Origin of the sequence: Psychrobacter sp. NPDC078409, assembly GCF_050268505.1 — a bacterium.
Classification (GTDB): domain Bacteria; phylum Pseudomonadota; class Gammaproteobacteria; order Pseudomonadales; family Moraxellaceae; genus Psychrobacter.
In genome coordinates this window covers 372,958-393,171 of sequence record NZ_JBNNGW010000004.1, presented here as the reverse complement: position 1 = coordinate 393,171, position 20,214 = coordinate 372,958, and the positions used below count along the sequence as shown (strand labels likewise).

General features: G+C 43.4%; 17 protein-coding genes. 10 read left to right on the top strand and 7 right to left on the bottom strand.

The window, feature by feature from the left end:
• Positions 1-2: 2 nt before the first annotated feature.
• The 4 genes from minD to ACQKC9_RS10465 form a co-directional block, all read right to left on the bottom strand.
• On the bottom strand, positions 3-815 hold the full coding sequence (gene minD / locus ACQKC9_RS10480; protein ID WP_057761560.1) for a septum site-determining protein MinD: 813 nt from the start codon (positions 813-815) through the stop codon (positions 3-5).
• Between the two features lie 289 nt (positions 816-1,104).
• Positions 1,105-1,929 (bottom strand): septum site-determining protein MinC, encoded by an 825-nt coding sequence (gene minC, locus ACQKC9_RS10475; RefSeq protein ID WP_427621728.1) that lies wholly within the window; start codon positions 1,927-1,929, stop codon positions 1,105-1,107.
• A 71-nt stretch (positions 1,930-2,000) separates the two neighbouring features.
• Positions 2,001-3,098, bottom strand: coding sequence for a hypothetical protein (locus ACQKC9_RS10470; RefSeq protein ID WP_427621726.1), 1,098 nt, complete (start codon positions 3,096-3,098; stop codon positions 2,001-2,003).
• 351 nt (positions 3,099-3,449) lie between these two features.
• The gene (locus ACQKC9_RS10465) at positions 3,450-4,412 is read right to left on the bottom strand and encodes an acyltransferase (protein ID WP_427621725.1); all 963 of its coding nucleotides are present in this window, start codon (positions 4,410-4,412) and stop codon (positions 3,450-3,452) included.
• A 375-nt stretch (positions 4,413-4,787) separates the two neighbouring features.
• On the opposite strand from ACQKC9_RS10465, the gene ACQKC9_RS10460 reads away from it, so the two are divergent.
• From ACQKC9_RS10460 to ACQKC9_RS10430, 7 genes are all read left to right on the top strand, one after another.
• On the top strand, positions 4,788-5,444 hold the full coding sequence (locus ACQKC9_RS10460) for an OmpA family protein (protein WP_057761553.1): 657 nt from the start codon (positions 4,788-4,790) through the stop codon (positions 5,442-5,444).
• A 340-nt stretch (positions 5,445-5,784) separates the two neighbouring features.
• The gene (locus tag ACQKC9_RS10455) at positions 5,785-7,245 is read left to right on the top strand and encodes an imelysin family protein (RefSeq protein ID WP_427621724.1); all 1,461 of its coding nucleotides are present in this window, start codon (positions 5,785-5,787) and stop codon (positions 7,243-7,245) included.
• 307 nt (positions 7,246-7,552) lie between these two features.
• Positions 7,553-9,229, top strand: coding sequence for a di-heme oxidoredictase family protein (locus ACQKC9_RS10450; RefSeq protein WP_427621723.1), 1,677 nt, complete (start codon positions 7,553-7,555; stop codon positions 9,227-9,229).
• A 69-nt stretch (positions 9,230-9,298) separates the two neighbouring features.
• A complete protein-coding gene (locus ACQKC9_RS10445) occupies positions 9,299-10,450 on the top strand; it encodes an imelysin family protein (RefSeq protein ID WP_427621722.1) in 1,152 nt (383 codons plus the stop codon).
• 3 nt (positions 10,451-10,453) lie between these two features.
• A complete protein-coding gene (locus ACQKC9_RS10440; protein ID WP_427621721.1) occupies positions 10,454-12,016 on the top strand; it encodes a DUF1513 domain-containing protein in 1,563 nt (520 codons plus the stop codon).
• Between the two features lie 216 nt (positions 12,017-12,232).
• On the top strand, positions 12,233-12,766 hold the full coding sequence (locus ACQKC9_RS10435) for a M48 family metallopeptidase (RefSeq protein WP_427621822.1): 534 nt from the start codon (positions 12,233-12,235) through the stop codon (positions 12,764-12,766).
• 216 nt (positions 12,767-12,982) lie between these two features.
• Positions 12,983-13,597, top strand: a complete 615-nt coding sequence (locus ACQKC9_RS10430) for a methyltransferase domain-containing protein (protein ID WP_427621719.1) — start codon at positions 12,983-12,985, stop codon at positions 13,595-13,597.
• Here ACQKC9_RS10430 and ACQKC9_RS10425 read toward each other — a convergent pair.
• Positions 13,563-14,234 carry an HD domain-containing protein gene (locus tag ACQKC9_RS10425; RefSeq protein WP_427621717.1) on the bottom strand — a complete coding sequence of 224 codons (672 nt, stop codon included), beginning with the start codon at positions 14,232-14,234 and terminating at the stop codon, positions 13,563-13,565. The two genes, ACQKC9_RS10430 and ACQKC9_RS10425, sit on opposite strands and share 35 nt — an antisense overlap.
• 39 nt (positions 14,235-14,273) lie before the next feature.
• Positions 14,274-15,185, bottom strand: coding sequence for a hydrogen peroxide-inducible genes activator (locus ACQKC9_RS10420; protein WP_427621716.1), 912 nt, complete (start codon positions 15,183-15,185; stop codon positions 14,274-14,276).
• 268 nt (positions 15,186-15,453) lie between these two features.
• On the opposite strand from ACQKC9_RS10420, the gene ahpC reads away from it, so the two are divergent.
• Entirely contained in the window at positions 15,454-16,020 is a 567-nt protein-coding gene (ahpC, locus tag ACQKC9_RS10415; RefSeq protein WP_057761534.1) for an alkyl hydroperoxide reductase subunit C, read from the top strand.
• 170 nt (positions 16,021-16,190) lie between these two features.
• Here ahpC and ACQKC9_RS10410 read toward each other — a convergent pair whose 3' ends face one another.
• On the bottom strand, positions 16,191-16,439 hold the full coding sequence (locus ACQKC9_RS10410; protein ID WP_057761532.1) for a YdcH family protein: 249 nt from the start codon (positions 16,437-16,439) through the stop codon (positions 16,191-16,193).
• Positions 16,440-16,878: 439 nt separating this feature from the next.
• Here ACQKC9_RS10410 and ahpF point away from each other — a divergent pair, with 439 nt between their 5' ends.
• Together ahpF and ACQKC9_RS10400 are read left to right on the top strand one after the other, a co-directional pair.
• The gene (gene ahpF, locus ACQKC9_RS10405) at positions 16,879-18,456 is read left to right on the top strand and encodes an alkyl hydroperoxide reductase subunit F (RefSeq protein WP_427621715.1); all 1,578 of its coding nucleotides are present in this window, start codon (positions 16,879-16,881) and stop codon (positions 18,454-18,456) included.
• A 259-nt stretch (positions 18,457-18,715) separates the two neighbouring features.
• Positions 18,716-20,164, top strand: a complete 1,449-nt coding sequence (locus ACQKC9_RS10400; protein WP_427621714.1) for an alanine/glycine:cation symporter family protein — start codon at positions 18,716-18,718, stop codon at positions 20,162-20,164.
• The last annotated feature ends 50 nt before the right edge of the window (positions 20,165-20,214 follow it).

Sequence of the window (20,214 nt, the reverse complement as noted above, 5' to 3'; positions counted from 1 at the left end):
CATTATCCCCCAAACCAGCGCTGTAATAGACTCTTTTTCTTCACGTCAATGTGACGTAGTGGACGCTCTTCACCCAAGAAACGGGCGACAATGTCTTCATAACATTGACCAGCAACAGAGTCGGTATAATGAATAACTGGTTCGCCATGGTTGGACGCTTCAAGCACTGAATGGCTCTCAGGAACAACCCCAAGTAGTGGAACTTTTAGAATATCATTTGAGATAGTATCGATATCCATCATCTCATTGGCAGCCGCACGTTCAGGATTATAACGAGTGATAATCAAATGCTCGCGAACAGTCCCTTGGTTCTCTTCTACTTTTTTCGTCTGACTTTGTAGAATACCGATGATTCTATCTGAGTCACGCACTGAAGAGATCTCAGGGTTAGTGACAATAATAGCTTCATCCGCATGATACATCGCTAGCTGTGCACCGCGCTCGATACCAGCAGGTGAGTCACAAATGATATAGTCAAACTGCTTTGAGAGTTCAGCCATTACCTCTGATACCCCTTCATCTGTCAGTGCGTCTTTATCGCGCGTCTGACTGGCTGGCAGGATATACAGGTTTTCAAGCTGTTTGTCTTTGACAAGTGCTTGCGACAAGCGCGCGTTTCCAGTGATAACATCAACGAAGTCATAAACAATTCTGTTTTCGCAACCCATGATTAAGTCTAGATTACGTAGACCTACATCAAAGTCGATAACAACCGTTTTATAGCCACGTAACGCCAAACCAGCGGCAAAAGAAGCACTTGTCGTGGTTTTACCCACACCGCCTTTACCTGAAGTGATTACAACTATCTTCGCCACAATGGCACACTCCTATGAATCAATGGGATATCTTTTATATAAATAGCAAAATTACATGTTATTCACCTAACATATATACACTATCTTCGAAGCTAGCCTAGCATAAATAAACAAAAATTTATAGCAGCTCGATACTAAAGCAGAAAAACAACCTATGTATCGCTCAATTAGCCTCTCTGCGTGGTATTAGTAGGGTTATAACTATGTTTTTTGGCTTGTCGAATAGAGCAGCTTAACTACCTTAGTTTTCTATAAAGTCACTTCACGGTGTATTATTTTTAATAGCGTCTTAAGCTTCATCCATCACGGTAAATACTAGGCCTTCGCCTTCTACAAATTTTACTTGCACTGACTTGTCGATGACATGCTCAGGTAAGTTGTCTCGTAAGCAATAGGTTCCTGCTACTGACACCAATGACGGATTAAAAACTTGGCAGAATATACGGGCATCTTTATCCCCTGTTGCGCCTGCCACCAAACGCCCTTGTGCACGGCCATATACATGTAAGCTATTATCAGTAATCGCTTCAGCCCCGCTATTGATACTACTGGTCAAAATTAAGTCGCCACCAACGTGATTGAGGCTTTGTCCTGAACGCAGCATTTGATCATAGATTAAGCTAGTAATATGCTGAGTACTTACCAATGTCTCGGTGGGCATATTAGATAGTGTGGTTTCAGTAGCAGGTTCGCTCGTGGTAGAAGTATCATCGACGCTATGAGCATTAACTGCTTCGGCGTTATCGTTTTCTGGTGATGGTTGGGTAGGGATGGGGGCTTTTTTACTTGGTAATATACGCTCAATACGCTTACCATCTGCTGGAAATATCGCTAAGCGCTGCTCACGTGCTTGCGCATCAAGCATACCTGTCACCACGCCAATAGGCTGCAATCCCCATGCCCATAACAGCTCTACTAGTGCTGACAAATCCTGCTCAACGTCACTATCAATAAGGATAGGGATATTGCTCGATTTATTACTGAGCGTTTCAGTTAGCTGAGCTTCTATAGCTGCTAGATCGCTTGTACTAAACTGTACGCGTGAAAACGTCAGCATCTTGCCGTAGAAAGCTAGCGCTGGTGCAGTCTGGTTATCGTTAGCTGAAACTGTCATATACAAACCCTTAAAAATAATTCTGTCACGGTATTATGTCTCTTATTACATCATGCTATTAGACAGCTAAACTATAGATTTAGCATATCTTGGTGCTTCCATTGCTGCACTTTTACTTGCGCTTCAAACGCAGTCAAACTGTCATCAATGATACTAGAAATTAAGGTATCTAGCGCTGTATTATTGGTATCTATTTGCGCAATACCGCTAGCAATTTCCATCATTAATATATCCAAGCGCTTAGGGTCTAAAAGTCGCTTGTTTAATGCATTTACGACATTCTCACCGATATTGTGCCCGACGTGATGCAGCTGTGATTCAATCAGGCTGCCCGCGATAGGTATCATGCGTAGATAGCGGCGCAATTCAGGTGTGTTGGCCAATCCTTCTTCAATAGCATTACCCATTTCGCTCGCCAATATACTGCCACCACCTGATGAGGCGGTTAGTTCCTGCAGTTTCGGTGCAAGCTCTGTACGCAGCATGGACAATACAGCCGCTTCAATCTCATTTCGATTTTTTGCAATCGTCGACTCAATGAATGATTTATGCGTGTCTGAACTGGTTAGCTCTTGTCGAAAGTTCTGTATCGCTGTCAAAATAACGCGATCGGAGAGCTCTTCTAACAGTAGATCAATATAGAACTTGATTCGGTTGATCCACGACTGCGGCAGTACTTGATAACCAAGCTGATATAGACGTCGTCCGATAACGACCGCTCGCAGCAGTCGCAAAGCACGTAGCTGCGGAAAACAGCCTAATACTTCGTACCAATGAACGAATGGGAAAAAGAACCAGCGATAATAGACTTTTTGTTTGATGGCAATCGCCCAGCGCAATAGCAACTCAACGACCAAAAAGATAGTAAAAAACCCTCCAGCAGTGCGTAGAGGATCATGTAGAGTGCTCTGATACCAATTGAGCGCTTCACTGATGGTTAGCCATTCTGCAGCATTACTACTAAAATTGCTCATCAAAATAGCGTCGATACTGATCAATAGCAGATCAATACTGATGGCAATAATCATGATGATATCGTAAGTGAGCTTAAAGCGACTCGGCTTTGGATGGTTAGGTTTTGGTGGCTCATCACTTATTGGATAAGGAGGCTGACTCAAAACAGATTCGGTAGCTAACGGCGAGCTAGTAGTAGAGGTGGGCACAGTCATACCTTATAAGTAATAAATGGCACAAAGAATGGGTCAGAAATCGATATTTACTACCATTTACTATTAAAGTAGACATCGAAAATCTATGAGTTCATGATTAGTCACATTATCAATGAATAAGGCTAAAAAACAACCCATCTTTGATTAAAATTTACTTATGATGCATGGCTGTTTTAACAGTAAACATCACAAGTAAGATATGACTATTGTGACACTCGTACCCGTAACTTTGTTCCTCAATAACTTTTTATCTCGTTATCGATATTTACTACTTAGTACGCTTGCATAGACTGTGCTTGGTATTTTATAAAATTTAACAGTCAGCCAGTTTAATATTGCTGAGTATCCTTATTAGGCATCTTGCGTTTTGGGATTGGTTTCAAAATCTGCCAACATAGTGCTAATTCGTTCATCTTTTTGACGCCACACCTGTTCAACCCAGTCGAACATTTGAGCTTTTGCATCCTCGTCATTTTCGTAGCCACCTTGCTTGATACTTTCGAACAACGCATCTGGTATATCGATGTAGCGCAAGTCAACGCCCAAACGTTTAATATTGCCTTTCCAAAGATCCCCGTAGCTTGGCACACCATCAGGGTATACGATTGTCATGTCTAGTATGCCATCGATATCTTCACCTAGTGCGCTGATAGCCAATGATAATCCGCCTGCACGAGGTTTTAATAAGTGCGTATAGGGCGATTTTTGCTGCGCTTGTTTGGCTTTGGTAAAACGAGTACCTTCCAAATAATTTAATAAGGTAAACGGTTTGTCTTTTAATAGGGCGCAGGCACGTTTGGCTTCTTCGATGTCTTTGCCTTTTAGTGCAGGGTTTTTGGCGATGGCTTCTTTTGAGTGTCGGCGCATCATTGGAAAGTCTAAAAAGTAAAAAGCTTGACCAACGATAGGGATGTAGATTAGCTCAAACTTAGTAAAAAATCGCGTGAGTGGCAAGCGTTTTTCGCCAATATACTGCACGATGCTGGTATCGACCCATGATTGGTGGTTGCTCACCAGTAGGTATTTACCATTAGTATGAATATCGTCCGGTAGGTTGATACGCCAATCTTTGCGAGGCAACATGTTATCGATCAAGGCACTGTTGCTACTGATCCAGTGAGTAGCAATTTTTATGACGGCTTTGTCTGCAATAGAGGCACCAGTAATGACCTTGCCAACACCCATTAGCCATAAAGGAATACTACCACCGAAGCTATTGGCGGCGATGACACCAGTGGCTGTTGCAAGCGACACAGCTTTGCCCAGTTTAGGCGAACGTTTATGCATTTTTCGAATGGTAGATGTCAATCGCATGCTCAATCCTTTTCAGTCTATCTGATTAATAATTAGCCGTATGTCGCTGAATCTGTCCTAGTCAAGTCAGGAATATTATGAACGTAAAGCTTTAAATCATGACTATTTAAAGCGGATAAATTCAGCGATATAATTTTAGCAGAAACATGTTGTAGTGTACGGTTGTAAACGTGACTAGTGGTAGCAAGGCGCGAAGATTTGACCTATAAAATCATTGAAATATAACCTGCACTTCTCATACATAGGTATGACAAAATATTACACAGAGATAGGTTGTAGTTGCCATAATAATGGGGAATGTAGATAAGTACTTAAAAAAGATTAATGGACAATCTTTATAAAAAGCACGATTTTTTAAACTTAAGAGGAAATATTATGCGTAATACTTTAATGATTGCAGCAGTAGCATCAGGTCTGGCACTTAGCGGTTGTACAACAGATCCAAACACTGGACAACAGCGTTTAAATAAAGCTGCTCTAGGTGGTTTAGTTGGTGCAGCAGGTGGTGCAACTATCTCAAAAGCAACAGGCGGCGACAAAACTGGTCGTGATGCGGCTATCGGCGCAGCACTAGGTGCAGGCGTTGGTTACTACATGGAGCGTCAAGCTCGTCAGCTTGAGCAGCAAATGGCTGGCACAGGCGTAACTGTCGAGCAAAACCCAACTACTGGTAACATCGATTTGGTTATGCCAGGTAGCATCACGTTCTCATTTGACGATGCAACCCTTAGCTCATCATTCAAGCCAACGCTTGATAAGCTTGCTTCAACGATGAATCAGTACAACCAAAACACAATTACTATCGCTGGCCACACTGATAGCAAAGGTTCAGCATCTTATAACATGGGTCTGTCACGTGATCGTGCTTACTCAGTTGCTAATTATTTAACAGCTCGCGGTGTTGCTTCAAACCGTGTAAATGTTGTTGCTTACGGCGAGTCACGTCCAATCGCAGACAACAACACCGAATATGGTCGTGGTCAAAACCGCCGTGTTGAATTAACAGTTAACGCACCACAGAGCGTAAACTAATCAATAGTTATATGTAGCTATTGAGTATGTGCTAGATATTTGAGCACATATATTTCAAAAAGAGTCAGCAATATGCTGGCTCTTTTTTTGTGTTTTCAGTTTGAATAAAATAGTGATGATTGATAGATATAGTTAATATTAAATTAAATATTGATAATGATTATCAATAACACTATAATTTGTCAGTGTTTGCTATCAATGCAATATTAAACGTCTTATCGTGCGCACTGAGAGTCAATGTGCATGGCTAAGATAGCCTGCTGTAACATGGCTTGTTTATCAAAATAATTGAGGCTACTTAACCAAAACGAATTTTTTGCTATATTTCTTGAGGATATGTATGACGATTACCACAGTAAAGAGCCGTAAGCTTTTACCAACTACTTTAGCTGTTGCACTTGCAGGATTGTTAATGGTGTCAGGCTGTACAAAGCAAGCCGATGAAGACACCAATGCTGCGACAGAAACGCAAACAGAAGTAGCAAACGCAGAGACGGCTGATAATACAGAGATGACTGCTGCCGAAAAAGCACATATTGATAGATTGATTATCAGTTATGCAAATATGGCACACGCCGCTTATAAAGATTCGTTAGATACGGCTAAAGCGCTACAAACTGCGGTAGAAACATACGTGGCCACCCCAACACAAGAAAACCTTGATGCTGCAAAGGCTGCCTATAAAGCAGCACGTCAACCGTATTCACAAACTGAGATTTTCCGTTTTGATGAAGGCTTTGTGACTGCCAATGACAAACGTGCTATCAACAGTATCGATAGCTGGGAAGGGCAGATCAATGCTTGGCCACTTGATGAAGCACTGATTGATTATGTTGGTGATGACTACGAAGGCGAATATAACAGCCAAGAAAACATCATCAATAGCGACAGCATTACTGTTGGTAGTATCAAGCAAGATACCAGTACGATTACGCCTGAGCTACTCGCAGAAATGAATGAAATCGGTGGTAGTGAAGCCAACGTAACGACTGGCTATCATGCGATTGAATTTATGCTGTGGGGTCAGGATAACAATGGCGTAAAAGAAGGCGCAGGTAATCGTCCAGTCACTGATTATGTGACTGAAGCCGGACAGTGTACTAGTGGTGAGACCGTCAATGAAGATGCCGGTATCTGTGAGCGCCGTGGTGAATTCTTAACTGCTGCAACTCAACTATTGGTTGATGATTTGACCGCGATGGAAGCCCAGTGGCAGCCTGATACTGAAAATACCTTGCGTAGTGATTTGATAGCGCGCAAATATGACAATGGTCTGCGCCAAATTATGTATCAAATGGGCAGCCTAGCACTAGGTGAGCTTGCTTCTGAGCGTATGCAGGTCGCTTTTGTTACTGGCTCTACCGAAGATGAGCACGAATGCTTTAGTGATTTGACCCATTTAAGCTATGCCAATAATGCGCGCGGTATCCAAAACGTCTTTAATGGTAGCTATACAACAGTCGCTGGTAAGACAGTGGGCGGCTACGGTATCAAAGATTATCTAACGGATAACGGCCACACAGAAGCTGCTGATAAATTGGCTGCTGAGTTCAACAAAGTAGAAGGCGCGTTTAACGTTATCGTTGAAAAAGGCGAAAAAGACGGCATCAAGATTGACCAGATGATTGCAACTGTCGGTCAAGCCAGCCAAGAAGGCATCTCTGCTGAAGAACAAAACGTCCGTCGTGGATGGGTTGAAGCGGGTATCACTAGCTTACAAGAGCTGACGGCCAGTATCGAAAACGCTGCAAAAGCCGTTGGTATCGATAATCTAGACGCAGATGCAGGGTCACAGTTTTAAGAAAAAATTTAGGCTAGCGGTCCTTATCTATAAGCTAGCGGCACTTATTTAAAAGCCTTTCATTGGCTTTGCGACGTTTTATTAGTCGTTATAGGTCAGTAACCGCTGTTTATTAGATACTTAGATTAGATATAATACGTGCGTTGTCAGCCACCGTTGGCAACGCATTTTTACGAGCATTAAATAAGCCAGTTGGCCGGTGTACCATTTCATTATATGTCGATAAGCAATGATTGTGACGACATATAATGAAATGGTATGACAAAATTTTAATGGTTCTACTCTAGCGCTAAGGCACTGAATTTCTATGAACGCCAATTATGTTAACCCCTCTGATTCTCCTCTTGCTACTCAAATCCTACGACATATACCTTCTAAGCTTGCGCTAATTATCGCCAGTGCTATGGCCATCAGTGCGTGTCAACCATCTGAAAGCGTTTCTGACGACACTTCTGACCATGTTTCTGATAATACTTCAGAGCAGGCCTCAAGTAATGAAAGCAGCAGTGAAAAAAGCCAAGCGCTGTCGTCCGAACATGTCAAAAATATAGAAGCACTGGCAGGCGTGCCGATGCAGCAACTGGTAAGCTTTGACCCTCAAGAGATCAAGCAGGGCGGTGACTCTGGTATTAGCATTAGCAGTGCTGAAAGCTACTCAAAGCCTTCATCGAATCTAGCAGCTTCTCGAAAAGGGTCGTTCTTTATTGGTAACGCGTTCTTTAAGCAGCCGTGGGTCGTTGCACCTGCTAGTACTGATAGTCGTGATGGGCTGGGTGCATTATTTAATGTGGCCGCTTGCCAGTCGTGTCATGTCAAAGATGGGCGCGGTCATGCGCCGATGACTGCCGATGACGATGCTGATAGTTTGTTAATTCGTCTGTCTATGCCAGCGACGACCGATGAGCAGCGCCAGCAGCTACAGGATTCGCTGATTGAAAAGGTGGCTCATCCTATGTATGGTGGCCAGCTACAAGATCGCGGTATTCAGGGCGTGCCTGCTGAAGCGAGAATTGCGGTGCAGTGGACAGATAAACCAGTTACCTTTGCTGACGGATATGTCGAGACGCTGCGTGCACCAACGTTTAATTTGACCAAACCTGGTTACGGTGCTTTTGACGATGACATGATGGTATCACCGCGTGTGGCGCTACCGATGATTGGGCTTGGGCTGCTAGAGCAAATACCTGACGATGACATTAAAAAACAAGCCAGCGACAGTAATGATAGCGATATCAGTGGTAAGTTTAATTGGGTCATGGATCCACAAACGGGCAAGCGTGCGCTTGGACGATTTGGGTGGAAAGCGGGTCAAACCAAACTTATTACTCAGAACCAAAGTGCCTTTAACGAAGACATGGGTCTGACGTCGAACATCCGTCCTAACGAATCCTGTATGCCAACGCAGACCGCTTGCCTAAATGCAGCGACAGGTGCTGATGAGCAGGGCAATGGTAAGTCACCTGTGGAAGTAAACGATGAGGTCGCGAAATTTGTAGAGTTTTATACTCGCAATTTAGCAGTGCCGCATCGCCGTAATGCAGATGATAAGCTTGTGCTGGCTGGCAAAAAGCGTTTTTATGACATGGGTTGTCAAAGCTGTCATACGCCAAGATATCAGTTGCCAAAAACCGACGATGATCATCTTGAGCAGCATGGACAAGTGATTTATCCTTACACAGATTTGCTGTTGCACGATATGGGCGATGATCTCGCTGATCGTACGATTGCCGATAAGCTACCACCGAAAAGTGCCCAAGTTGAATTTTTAGCCAACTCTTATGAATGGCGTACGCCAGCACTTTGGGGTGTAGGGCTTGCGCAGACAGTTGATCCTCAAGCAACGTTTTTGCATGATGGCCGTGCCCGTACGTTGATGGAAGCTGTTTTGTGGCATGGCGGAGAAGCCGAAAAGCAAAAGCAACAAGTATTGAAGTTAGACAAGCAAGGTCGCGCAGAGCTTAATGCGTTCCTAAAGTCGCTGTAATAAAGTCGCTATTATAAAATCAGTATAAAAACGCTATAAATTACTACCTATAACATTACCGAGAAACCTATGAAAATAAACCACGCTTTGGCAATGGCGCTATCTGCATTGAGTGCTGGACTGCTGATCAGTTGTGTCAAACCTGCCGATGACAACAAAACTGCAGATGTAGACAGCCAAAAAGTTGTGCAAGACAGTACAGCTACTGACAGCTCAGTAGAAAATAGCAAAGAAAGTACTGAGCAAATCGTTGCAGTAGATATCAGCCCTGAGACTGCAAAAACGTATTTGACGCATGTGGCAGACGATATCGTGATTCCTGCGTATGCTGATGCAGCAAAGCAAAGCGATCTGTTGAACGAATTGGCGCAGAAGCATTGTACCCAAGCTCCAGTAAGTGGCGATGAGCTACAAGCATTACGTGCGCAGTGGCTAGTGTTGGCACAAGCATGGTCAAGTGCTGAGATGGTCAACTTCGGTCCTGCGACTGCTAGCATGAGCAATCTATACATCAACTACTATCCTGACGAGCGCGGACTCGTACACAGTGGCGTGGCTGACTTAATCGCTGCCAATCCAAAACTAACGCCAGAGCAACTTGCTGGCGAGAGCGCTATCGTACAAGGTGTACCAGGATTAGAAGAAGCTTTGTTTGCTAATGATAGTCTAGACGCTGGTCAGTGTGCTTATGTGATTAGCGCCAGTAGTGCGTTGAGCACGCGTCTAAAAGACATCGAGAAAAACTGGCAGCAAAACGCGACTGATTTATTGGCAATAGACAAAACAGCAGAGAGCGATAGAGGCCTAAATCAGTGGATTAACTCTCTACTGTCATTGATTGAGACTATGAAGTCTAATGCCATTGATCAGCCGCTCGGTCTGACAGGTAAAGCAAAAGGTCATCTGCCTGCTGCTACTGCTGGTCAGAGCCGCGCTATTATCAATGCTAAGTTAGATACTATCAACAAAGCCATGACTGACCCAGTACTGACGGCTATTCTTGGCAGCAATGATGAAAACAAAGTTTCGGATAATTTATCGACCGCATTAGCTGATACAACCGCATTATTAGCACAAATGCCAGAAGATTTATCGGAGGCTAATAAGGATGATCAACAAGCGTTATACGATCATCTGACTGATGTCACTCGTCTGATTAAGCGCCAGTTAATCCCAGCACTTGGTATCCGTGTGGGCTTTAACAGCACTGATGGCGATTAGACAATGTCTACTATCGAAGCGGGTACAGCAGTGTCAGCAGTCCAGACTCATGACCAGATGAACAGGTCTAATCGGTCTGGGAGAACTTCGTCAGCTCATGAGCTTTTGACGACTTCAGTGCTGACAGCAGTGGGTACGGCGGCGCTAGTCGGTATTCACCATCGTTATCGTAAGCAGCAGCATCCAGATGCCAGTCTACAAGATTATGTAGATGGTATTCGTACGCAGTTGCAGGTATTACGAGCGGCACCTGATTCAACGCCGAAGCTTTCACGCTTACGTTATGCTTGTGAGCAAGCAGCGGCAACATGGAAGCAGACTTATCATGCTGTAGGTGATGATAAAAGTAACACGCTTGACTTTGCTGTCATGCATACGACAACGATGCTGGCGCGCCCAGTCAGCTGGGTCAGTGGCGTTGCATCACTACCAAAAGATCATGCTACATCAGGCCAGAGTGAGCACGACTTTGGCGTGGTAGGTATTGATGCTGACAGACAAATCGTTTGGCAGACGACTATGCCTGAGCGTGTCCACGACATCGTTGTTCAGCCTCTGCCTGTCAATATATATGAAGCTCAAACTCAGCATAGCACTGTTGATCAAAGACGTGATGTCGTCGTCATGGGTCGTCGTCCAAGCGAAAGATTCTGGGTGCTTAATACTTCGAATGGGCAAGTACAACATGCAATTACAGCTGATGTAGACCGTCACTTTTATGGTCATGCTTGCTACAGTTTAGATGGCAGCTTGCTCTATGTAACTGAGAACGACACAGTGAGTTTGGCAGGTAAAATTGGTATCTATGATGCCAATGACGCTTATGAAAAAGTAGCAGAGTTTGATTCATATGGTATCGGGCCGCATGAGCTGATTATGCATCCTGATAGCGAAACGCTCGTCATTGCAAATGGTGGTATCAAAACCGAGCAGGCTTCACGCGAAGAGCTCAATCTAGATACCATGCGACCATCACTGGTTTATCTGAATCGTCATGATGGCACATTGCTTGAGCAAGTGACTCCAGAGCATAATCAGATGAGTGTGCGCCACTTAGCCATGCACAATGACGGCACAGTGATGATCGGTATTCAGTTCCAAGGTGAAAAACATATCAATGTACCGTTAGTGCTGACTCATAAACGTGGTGATGCCAGCTTTACACCACTCACTATGCCAAATAATCAATGGCAACGCTTTCACCAATATATCGCTAGCGTGGCGGTAGATAGTGAGCGTAACCTACTGTGTGTGACCACGCCAATTGGCGGCTGTGCGGCAATTTATGATTTACATACCCGAGAGCTAATTGATGATATAAGCCTGCCAGATTGTGCAGGGGCTTCGGTGTTAGCTAATTCTAGTGCTTCAATGAGTAAAATTGATAAACATACCGAGCCGACAGGATTTATTGTCAGTGATGGTCAAGGTCAGTTAACAGCGCTAAGAGTAAATACTTTACCAGAAGTAAAGTTAGACGTAGGCGACATTGAACTTCATGAGCGGATTATAAAAGACAGTCAACTGCATATGATGTCGTTTGACAACCATTTGCAAGCACTATAATACATGACGTTCAATAAGAACGGCAGATGAACAGGTATGGCGATTAATAACAACTATTACTAGAACGGTAGTAATAGTCAGCCAAGGAGATAGAGCATTAGCTTAGACACCAATTTAGACACTGTCAGACAGCAGCTTGCACAAGCAGGCATCGAGCTACATATCAGTAAAAAGCGTGTTAAAAATATCAATTTTCGCTTAAAGCCTTATACGTTGATGGTCTCTGCACCGATGCATGTCAGCGCATCACAAATATTGCATGCTGTGGCTAAGCGGGTGCCTTGGGCTATTGAAAATCACCCGCAGGTATTAGAACAATATAGACGTAGACACAATACGTCATCAGACTTTTTAACTGCTAATAACTCAGTTTTATTATGGGGTGCAGAGCAGTCATTTACGCTAAGCCCCGATCAAAAAATTACCTATTATCGGCAACAACTCTCCGAAGTCACACCTGCACTATTTGAAAAGTGGCAGCCAATCGTTGGCGCTTATGCCAATGAGATACGGTTAAAAAAAATGCACACGCGCTGGGGCAGCTGCAACACGCGCGCAAAGCGAATTTGGCTATCGGTTTATCTTCCTGCCTATCCTATCGAATGCACCGAATACGTAATCGTTCATGAGCTGTGCCACTTGCATCATGCCAACCATAGCCGTGCGTTTTGGCAAACCGTTGCCACAGCGATGCCAGATTACCAGCAATGGCATAACATCCTAGCGGGCAAGACAGGACAGCTGGACTAAACCTATCATTTAACTATCTAAATAGCCCTAATAAATATCTCGATATCATCTGTGTAACATTCATTATGCAGAGCATTAAGTCCTATTTTTATCATCATTTTTTAAAATAGGGATACGCCTTTAAAATAAGGACACGTCTACATAAGCCTGATATGATAAGGAATAACGGTACAAATTGTTTCGTTTAATCAGCAGGTTTATATACAGGGATGTCATATGGAAAACGTCAACCAAGCGGATTTTTGGCAGCAGCGTTATGAAAAGAACAGCATCGGTTGGGATATGGGGCAGGTATCGCCGCCGCTCAAAGCTTATATCGACCAGTTACCTGAGAGCGCAAAAGATCAGGCGATACTAGTGCCAGGTGCGGGTAATGCTTATGAAGTGGGCTATCTATATGAGCAAGGTTTTACCAATGTCACGTTGGTTGACTTTGCCCCTGCACCGATTGAGACGTTTGCAGAGCGCTATCCTAATTTTCCTTCTGAGCACCTGATCTGTGCGGACTTTTTTAGTTTGTTAGCTGAGCAATATCAATTTGATTGGATACTTGAGCAGACGTTTTTTTGTGCGATTAATCCATCACGCCGTGATGAATACGTGCAGCAGATGGCAAAGCTGTTAAAGCCACAAGGTAAGTTGGTTGGGTTGTTGTTTGACACGGATTTTGGACGGGAAGAGCCACCATTCGGCGGCAGCAAGGAAGAGTACAAACAACGTTTTCAAAGTCATTTTGATATCGATATTATGCAGCCCAGCTATAATTCACATCCAGCACGGCAGGGTAGTGAGCTATTTATAAAGCTGCGAGCGAAGCAAGCTCGTACTTGATATTATCTCGAGCTTGCGTCTCTAACTGATTATAATAATGGTCAGTCAGATAGAGTTTGGGATGTGCTAGTAATCCTTGTAACACTGCAGTGCGCCCATCACGGTAGCTGTCATCGGCGACGTGTGCATATTCTTGACGTATCGCCTTTGCATACTGCCTGTAGGTAGGCCAAGGCGCACCCAAAATACTCAAATCCATATCTAACAGATACGCAGCATCATTATATTTGTCACTGTCTACCAACGTATCTATCTGATGATTAGCCGTCATCATAATGAGAGCGTGAATCTGTTGGCATTGCTCTGGACTGAGATATGAGCTCAAGGCATCTGTCGCAAAATCTGCACTTTTTAACTCGTTATCGGAGCGTGTTGGGTCATATATCACATCATGATAGTACAGTGCCAATGCAATGATATGCGGCTCAGACAGAACCTGCTCAATATTCTCAAACTGAACTAATAACTGCTCAATGTGATTGAGTGTATGATAAGCACGTTGTGGTTCGCCATAGCGCGTCACGATATCTTGCCAAAGCCTATCTATTTGCTTTGGCGAGATATCGCTGGTCATAGCTGACAAGTGCTGTGCAAAGTACTTGCCAAGCACATCATGCTTATTTGAGACAGTTTTCATATGTCGTTTTTCACTATGACCGTGGTAAAAATGGTTTGGTTATTCTTTGTTAGCTACTGCGTCTTTAAATGCTTTGTTAAATACATCACCTAGCAAGCTAACATCATCGACACGCGCATAGTTTAGACGGGTGACAAAGGCAATATGGCGATGCGGCCCATCTTCAGCCAATGGTATGGCGACGGCATTTTGGTTTTGCAGGTGTAGCTGATCGAGCGCCATTTCAGGCACGAGCGTTGTGCCCATATTGGCAAGCGCCATTTGAATCAAAGTATTTAAACTGGCATCTGAGAAGCTTGATTTCATTTGTGCGCGGTCGAAATGACAGACAGACAGAGTCTGGTCAGTTAGGCAATGGCCTTCACCAAGTAACATCAGGTTGGCAGTTGCTAGTTCATCAGCATTGATGGTATCAAGCTTGGCATGCATGTCGTCTTTTGGGAACACGGCAAAGAAGTCTTCACTCCAAAACTCAAAACTATGCAGCCCATCTACCGCATACGGCAACGCAATGATAGCCGTATCGATATGACCATAGCGTACTTGCTCAAGCAACCGCTCTGTCTGTTGTTCGACGATGGTCATACGGAACTCTGGATATTGAGCACGCAGCGCAGGCAGTACTTTTGGCAGCAAATAAGGTGCAATCGTCGGAATGATACCGACAGTCATAGGATAGGCAAGCGGCGTCTGATGGCTATGAGCACGCGTGGTCAAATCACTCACCTCAGAAAACACTCGCTGCGCACGCGTTAGGATGTCTTGACCGATAGGGGTAATCAATACCTGCTTATTATTACGCTCAAAAATCTGAGTATCTAGCTGTTTTTCTAATTCTGCGATACCCAAACTCAGTGCAGACTGCGAGATATTGCAATCCTCAGCAGCACGTTTAAAATGACGATGTTTGGCGACGGCTAGGGCAAACTCAAGTTGTCGTAAAGTAATCATAAAACCTCTCTTTTAATGGGTTTTTAATGCAATTTATTATGTTTGGTCAACCTTTATAAGGTAGCAAATTACCAATTAAGCACCAATGATAAAATGTAGAGATAATAGTTTAACAAGTTTAATAAAACAAAACATCACATTAAAAACTTTTAACTGGATTAACCATAGAATTCGCGTATAGTTTGTCAAGTAGCCCAGAGAGCTAGAGGGCTAATTGAAAAAACCATATAAATAATTTCCAATTTACTTAACTATAGAGGAGCCAACCATGGCGTCTATCATCAATCAAGAAATCCCAGAATTTTCAGCAGATGCATACGTAAACGGTGAGTTCAAAACCATCACTTCAGAAGACGTAAAAGGCAACTGGGCAATTTTCCTATTTTACCCAGCTGATTTCACGTTTGTTTGCCCAACTGAGCTAGAAGACATGGCCGCTCATTATGACGAGCTAAAAGGCCTTGGTGTTGAAGTGTACTCAGTATCTACTGACACGCATTTCACGCACAAAGCATGGCATGATTCTTCAGAAGCTATCGGTAAAGTACAATACCCAATGATCGGCGATCCTACTGGTAAAATCACCCGTGGCTTCAACGTCATGATTGAAGAAGCAGGTTTGGCTGAGCGCGGTACATTCTTAGTAGATCCTGATGGCTTGATCCAAGTCGCTGAAATACATGCTGGCGGTATCGGCCGTAGCGCGAAAGATATGCTACGTAAAGTAAAAGCAGCACAGTATGTTCGTGAAAACGACGGCGAAGTTTGCCCAGCAGCTTGGGAACAAGGCGGCGACACATTGAAGCCAAGTCTTGACCTAGTTGGTAAAATCTAAGTAGACATTTCATACTTAGATAAAAGTAGCGCCGTATCTTAAACATCTGATTTAAGGCAGTGCTACAAATAAAGACCCCATTAACATAAGTTGATGGGGTCTTTTTACGTCTTAAACATAGGTATTGTTAGAATTATTTTTTTAGCATATCTCTAAGTATAGACGCAATATTAAGCGCGAGACTGTGCCTTATTTTTATCAATGGTTTTATAAATCTCGTCTTTAAGCTGTAGCTTTCGTCGTTTCATTTGTTCGATTTCTTCGTCGCGACTGGCATGCTTGACCACATCGTTTTCAAGCTTATTAATTTGCCTATCTAGAGTCGTATGCTCGTCAAAGATACTCGCAAAATGCGTGTCCTTTTGCTTAAGCTCATCGATAATATCACTGTGATCTTGCCATGTGTCTGTCATTGTCATGTTGTCATCCTTGTTATTTAGTGCAGGCTTAGAATAAGCGTAAGCACGTTATGGTTAAGACGCTTATGATGGTGAGACTTTTTTTGGAAGGGGTGAAAGTTTAATGGTAATAAAGATAGTTACTTCACGATATTGATAATGCATATTGCTATCAATACCATTCGATTGTAGCGAAAAAATAGACCATGTACCATCACTATCATTTGTTTGTGTATTTGTATTTAATTATTTAAAACAATAAACGATTGGTTTTATAAAACATAAAGTTTGAGTTTCTCAGCTTGCCGAAACTCGCTAAACGCTTGATAATAGACACATCAAAGGGCAAGAGCCCACTACATATAACCTTTTATACAAAATTATTAACACCAACTATTTCGTATTTAGACGCGTAGCATGACAGCTGCCGTTACATATTCAGTCATAATGAGGAACAAACATGATAGATCAGAATTTATTAGATGCCGTTAAGAGCTATAGCGAAAACATGACACGTCCAATTACCTTTGTACTAGGTAATGGTACGCATGTAAAACGTGCAGAATTGGTAGATTTTTTGACCAAGATTGCTGGAACAACAGACAAAATCAACTTCGATGCAGAAGCAACTGACGATAGTTTGCCTAGTGCGATTAGTTTCAAAGTAGTCAGTCACATTGATGGCGAATCAAACGACACTGGTATCGTATTCAGCGGTATCCCAGGTGGTCATGAGTTTACGTCATTGATTTTGGCCATTCTGCAAGCGGGTGGTCATACGCTAAAGTTGGATGAAGGCATCCAAAAGTTAGTTAAGCGCTTTAATAAGCCATTACAGTTCCAGACCTACGTGTCATTGTCATGCCATAGCTGCCCAGAAGTTGTTCAAGCATTGAACCAGTTCGCGCTATTAAATGATGGCATCAGCAATGAGATGATCGACGGTGCATTGTTCCAAGAGCAAGTAGAAGCGAACAAAATCCAAGGTGTACCAGCTGTATTTTTAAACGGTAAGCCATTTGCTAACGGCCTAATCGACACTGCTAAATTGATCGGAAAACTGCAAGAGCAGTTCCCTGACTTATTGTCAGAAGTAGAAGACGATGCTGAGCAATTAGAGCAGCAAGACGTTACTATCATCGGTGCTGGCCCTGCAGGTGTGGCTGCTGCTATTTATACAGCGCGTAAAGGCTTAAAAGTTACAATGGTTGCTGATCGTATCGGTGGACAGGTAAAAGACACGCAAGACATTGAAAACTTGATTTCAGTGCCGCTAACCAATGGTACAGATTTATCTACTAACTTTGTTAAGCACTTGGCTGAATACAACATCACATTAAAAGAGCATGTGAGCGTTAAAGAAATTGGCGAGACTGAAGAAGAGAACTACAGTATTCACCTAAACACTGGTGAGACATTTAATACTCGTAGTATTATCTTAGCGACAGGTGCTCAGTGGAGAAAGCTTGGTGTACCGGGCGAAGAAGAGAATATCGGCAAAGGTGTGGCTTTCTGTGCGCATTGTGATGGCCCATTCTTCAAGGGTAAAGATATCTCAGTAATCGGCGGCGGTAACTCAGGCGTTGAAGCAGCACTAGATTTGGCAGGTATCGTTAATCACGTTACTGTACTCGAGTTCGCTGATGAGTTGAAAGCTGACCAAGTACTGATTAATAAAGCCAAAGAGAAAACTAACATCGAGTTCATTACCGGTGCAGCGACACAAGAGATCAAAGCGACTGATGGCAAAGTATCGTCTATCGTCTACCAAGATCGCAGCACAGGTGAGACTCATGAGCGCGATTTATCAGGGGTGTTTGTACAGATTGGTTTAGTACCAAACACTGGATTCATCAAAGGCTTCGTTGATCTAAACCGCTTTGGTGAGATCGAAATCGATGAGCGCTGCCGTACAGATCGTAAAGGTATCTTTGCTTGTGGTGATGTAACCACCGTGCCATTTAAGCAGATTAACATTGCGATGGGCGAAGGTAGTAAAGCGGCACTGTCAGCGTTTGAATACTTGGTCATGCAGTAAGCTGTTCAGTTTAGTTTCAGTATAAAAGGCCACCTCGGTTGAGGTGGTTTTTTTGTGCTATTGCATAAATACTTTTATATAGAGGAAGTCCTAATATTTAGAAAGTGGTCATTTGTATGAGCCAATAACCCGATTTCACTCAGAAAATATCAGTATTTACGTTACAAATTCGACATTTGCATTACAAACTCGTGTTGTTGATGCAATAATGTATGCAATAAAACCTAACATAGCGTCATGAACTATAAGGAAAGTAGGCATGGAATACATTGAAGCTTTTTTCGCCCTAATTGGGGATCTAACGTGGGGCTGGGCACTCGTGCCTATGCTAATTATCTTTGGTCTATTATTTACCATCGTAGGTAGGTTCGCTCAGTTTAGATATTTTAAACGTATGTTCCGTGTGTTCAAAACGGATGAAGTAGGAGACGACGGGATTTCTGCCCGTCAGGCGTTGCTCGTTTCTATCGGTGGACGTGTAGGCGGCGGTAACATTGCTGGCGTTGCGGTTGCCATCTCTTTAGGAGGACCGGGAGCGGTATTCTGGATGTGGGTTGTGGCTTTAATTGGCATGATGACCAGTATTGTCGAGTGTAGCTTAGCCCAGCTTTATAAGCGTAGAGACAATGATGGTAACTTTCGCGGTGGCCCTGCGACCTATATCTTACATGGGCTAGGTAAAGACTATCGCTGGCTCGCTGTCATCTATGCGATCTCGCTACTACTGTCTTTTTCTATAGGGTTTGTGGCGTTCCAAGGCAACACGGTAGCAGGCTCAGCACTTGAAAGTTTTGGGATTGACCGCTGGATAACGGGTCTGGTTCTGGTGATTGCAGGTGGATTTATTGTCTTTGGCGGTATTCAGCGCATTGCAAAAGTAGCCGACGTTGTCATTCCTGTTATGGCATTAATCTATATCAGTATGGCACTTATTATTATTGCGTTTAACTTTACAGAACTGCCTGCACTGATGGTAATGATTGTCAAAAATGCTTTTGGCATTGAGTCTGTCGTGGGCGGTGGTATTGGTGTGGCGATTGAGCAAGGTATGAAGCGTGGTTTATTCTCTAATGAAGCAGGTCTAGGTTCTGCGCCTAATATTGCCGCCACCGCTTACGCCACTCATCCTGTTAGTCAGGGTATCTCGCAATCACTGTCTGTGTTTATTGATACGATAATCGTATGTAGTGCCACCGCATTTATGATTTTACTGAGCGGCGTATATCAACCAGGTGCTGAAGTCGATGGTATTGTACTGGCACAGCAAGCGCTCACGACCCAGCTTGGGGATTGGGCACAGTATATTCTCACCATATCGATATTGCTATTTGCCCTAAGCTCTATCATGTATAACTATTATATGGGTGAAAATGCCATTAATTTCTTGGTCAAAAAGAATATTAAAATGGCGACTCTGATTTTGCGAATTGTGGTGATTGCGGTATTATTCTTGGGCGCAGTGGCTCCTGCAGCAACCGCAGTGTTCTTCTTCGCTGATCCGTTGATGGGCGTGCTAGCGCTAGCAAACTTATTGGCCTTGATAATGTTGTTTCCGCGAGCTAAGCGTCTACTTGACGACTTTGCAAGTCAGTTAAAATCAGGGATTAAAGAGCCGTTATTTGATGCGCAAGAGTATGAAAAACTGGATCTCGATCTGAGCGCATGGGGTAAAAAAGCGGTAAAAGAGGCGTTAGACCAAAAACAGTAGTACTCGTAGGATTTATTTGTTATGAAAGAAAAAAACCACTTTAACTGAGT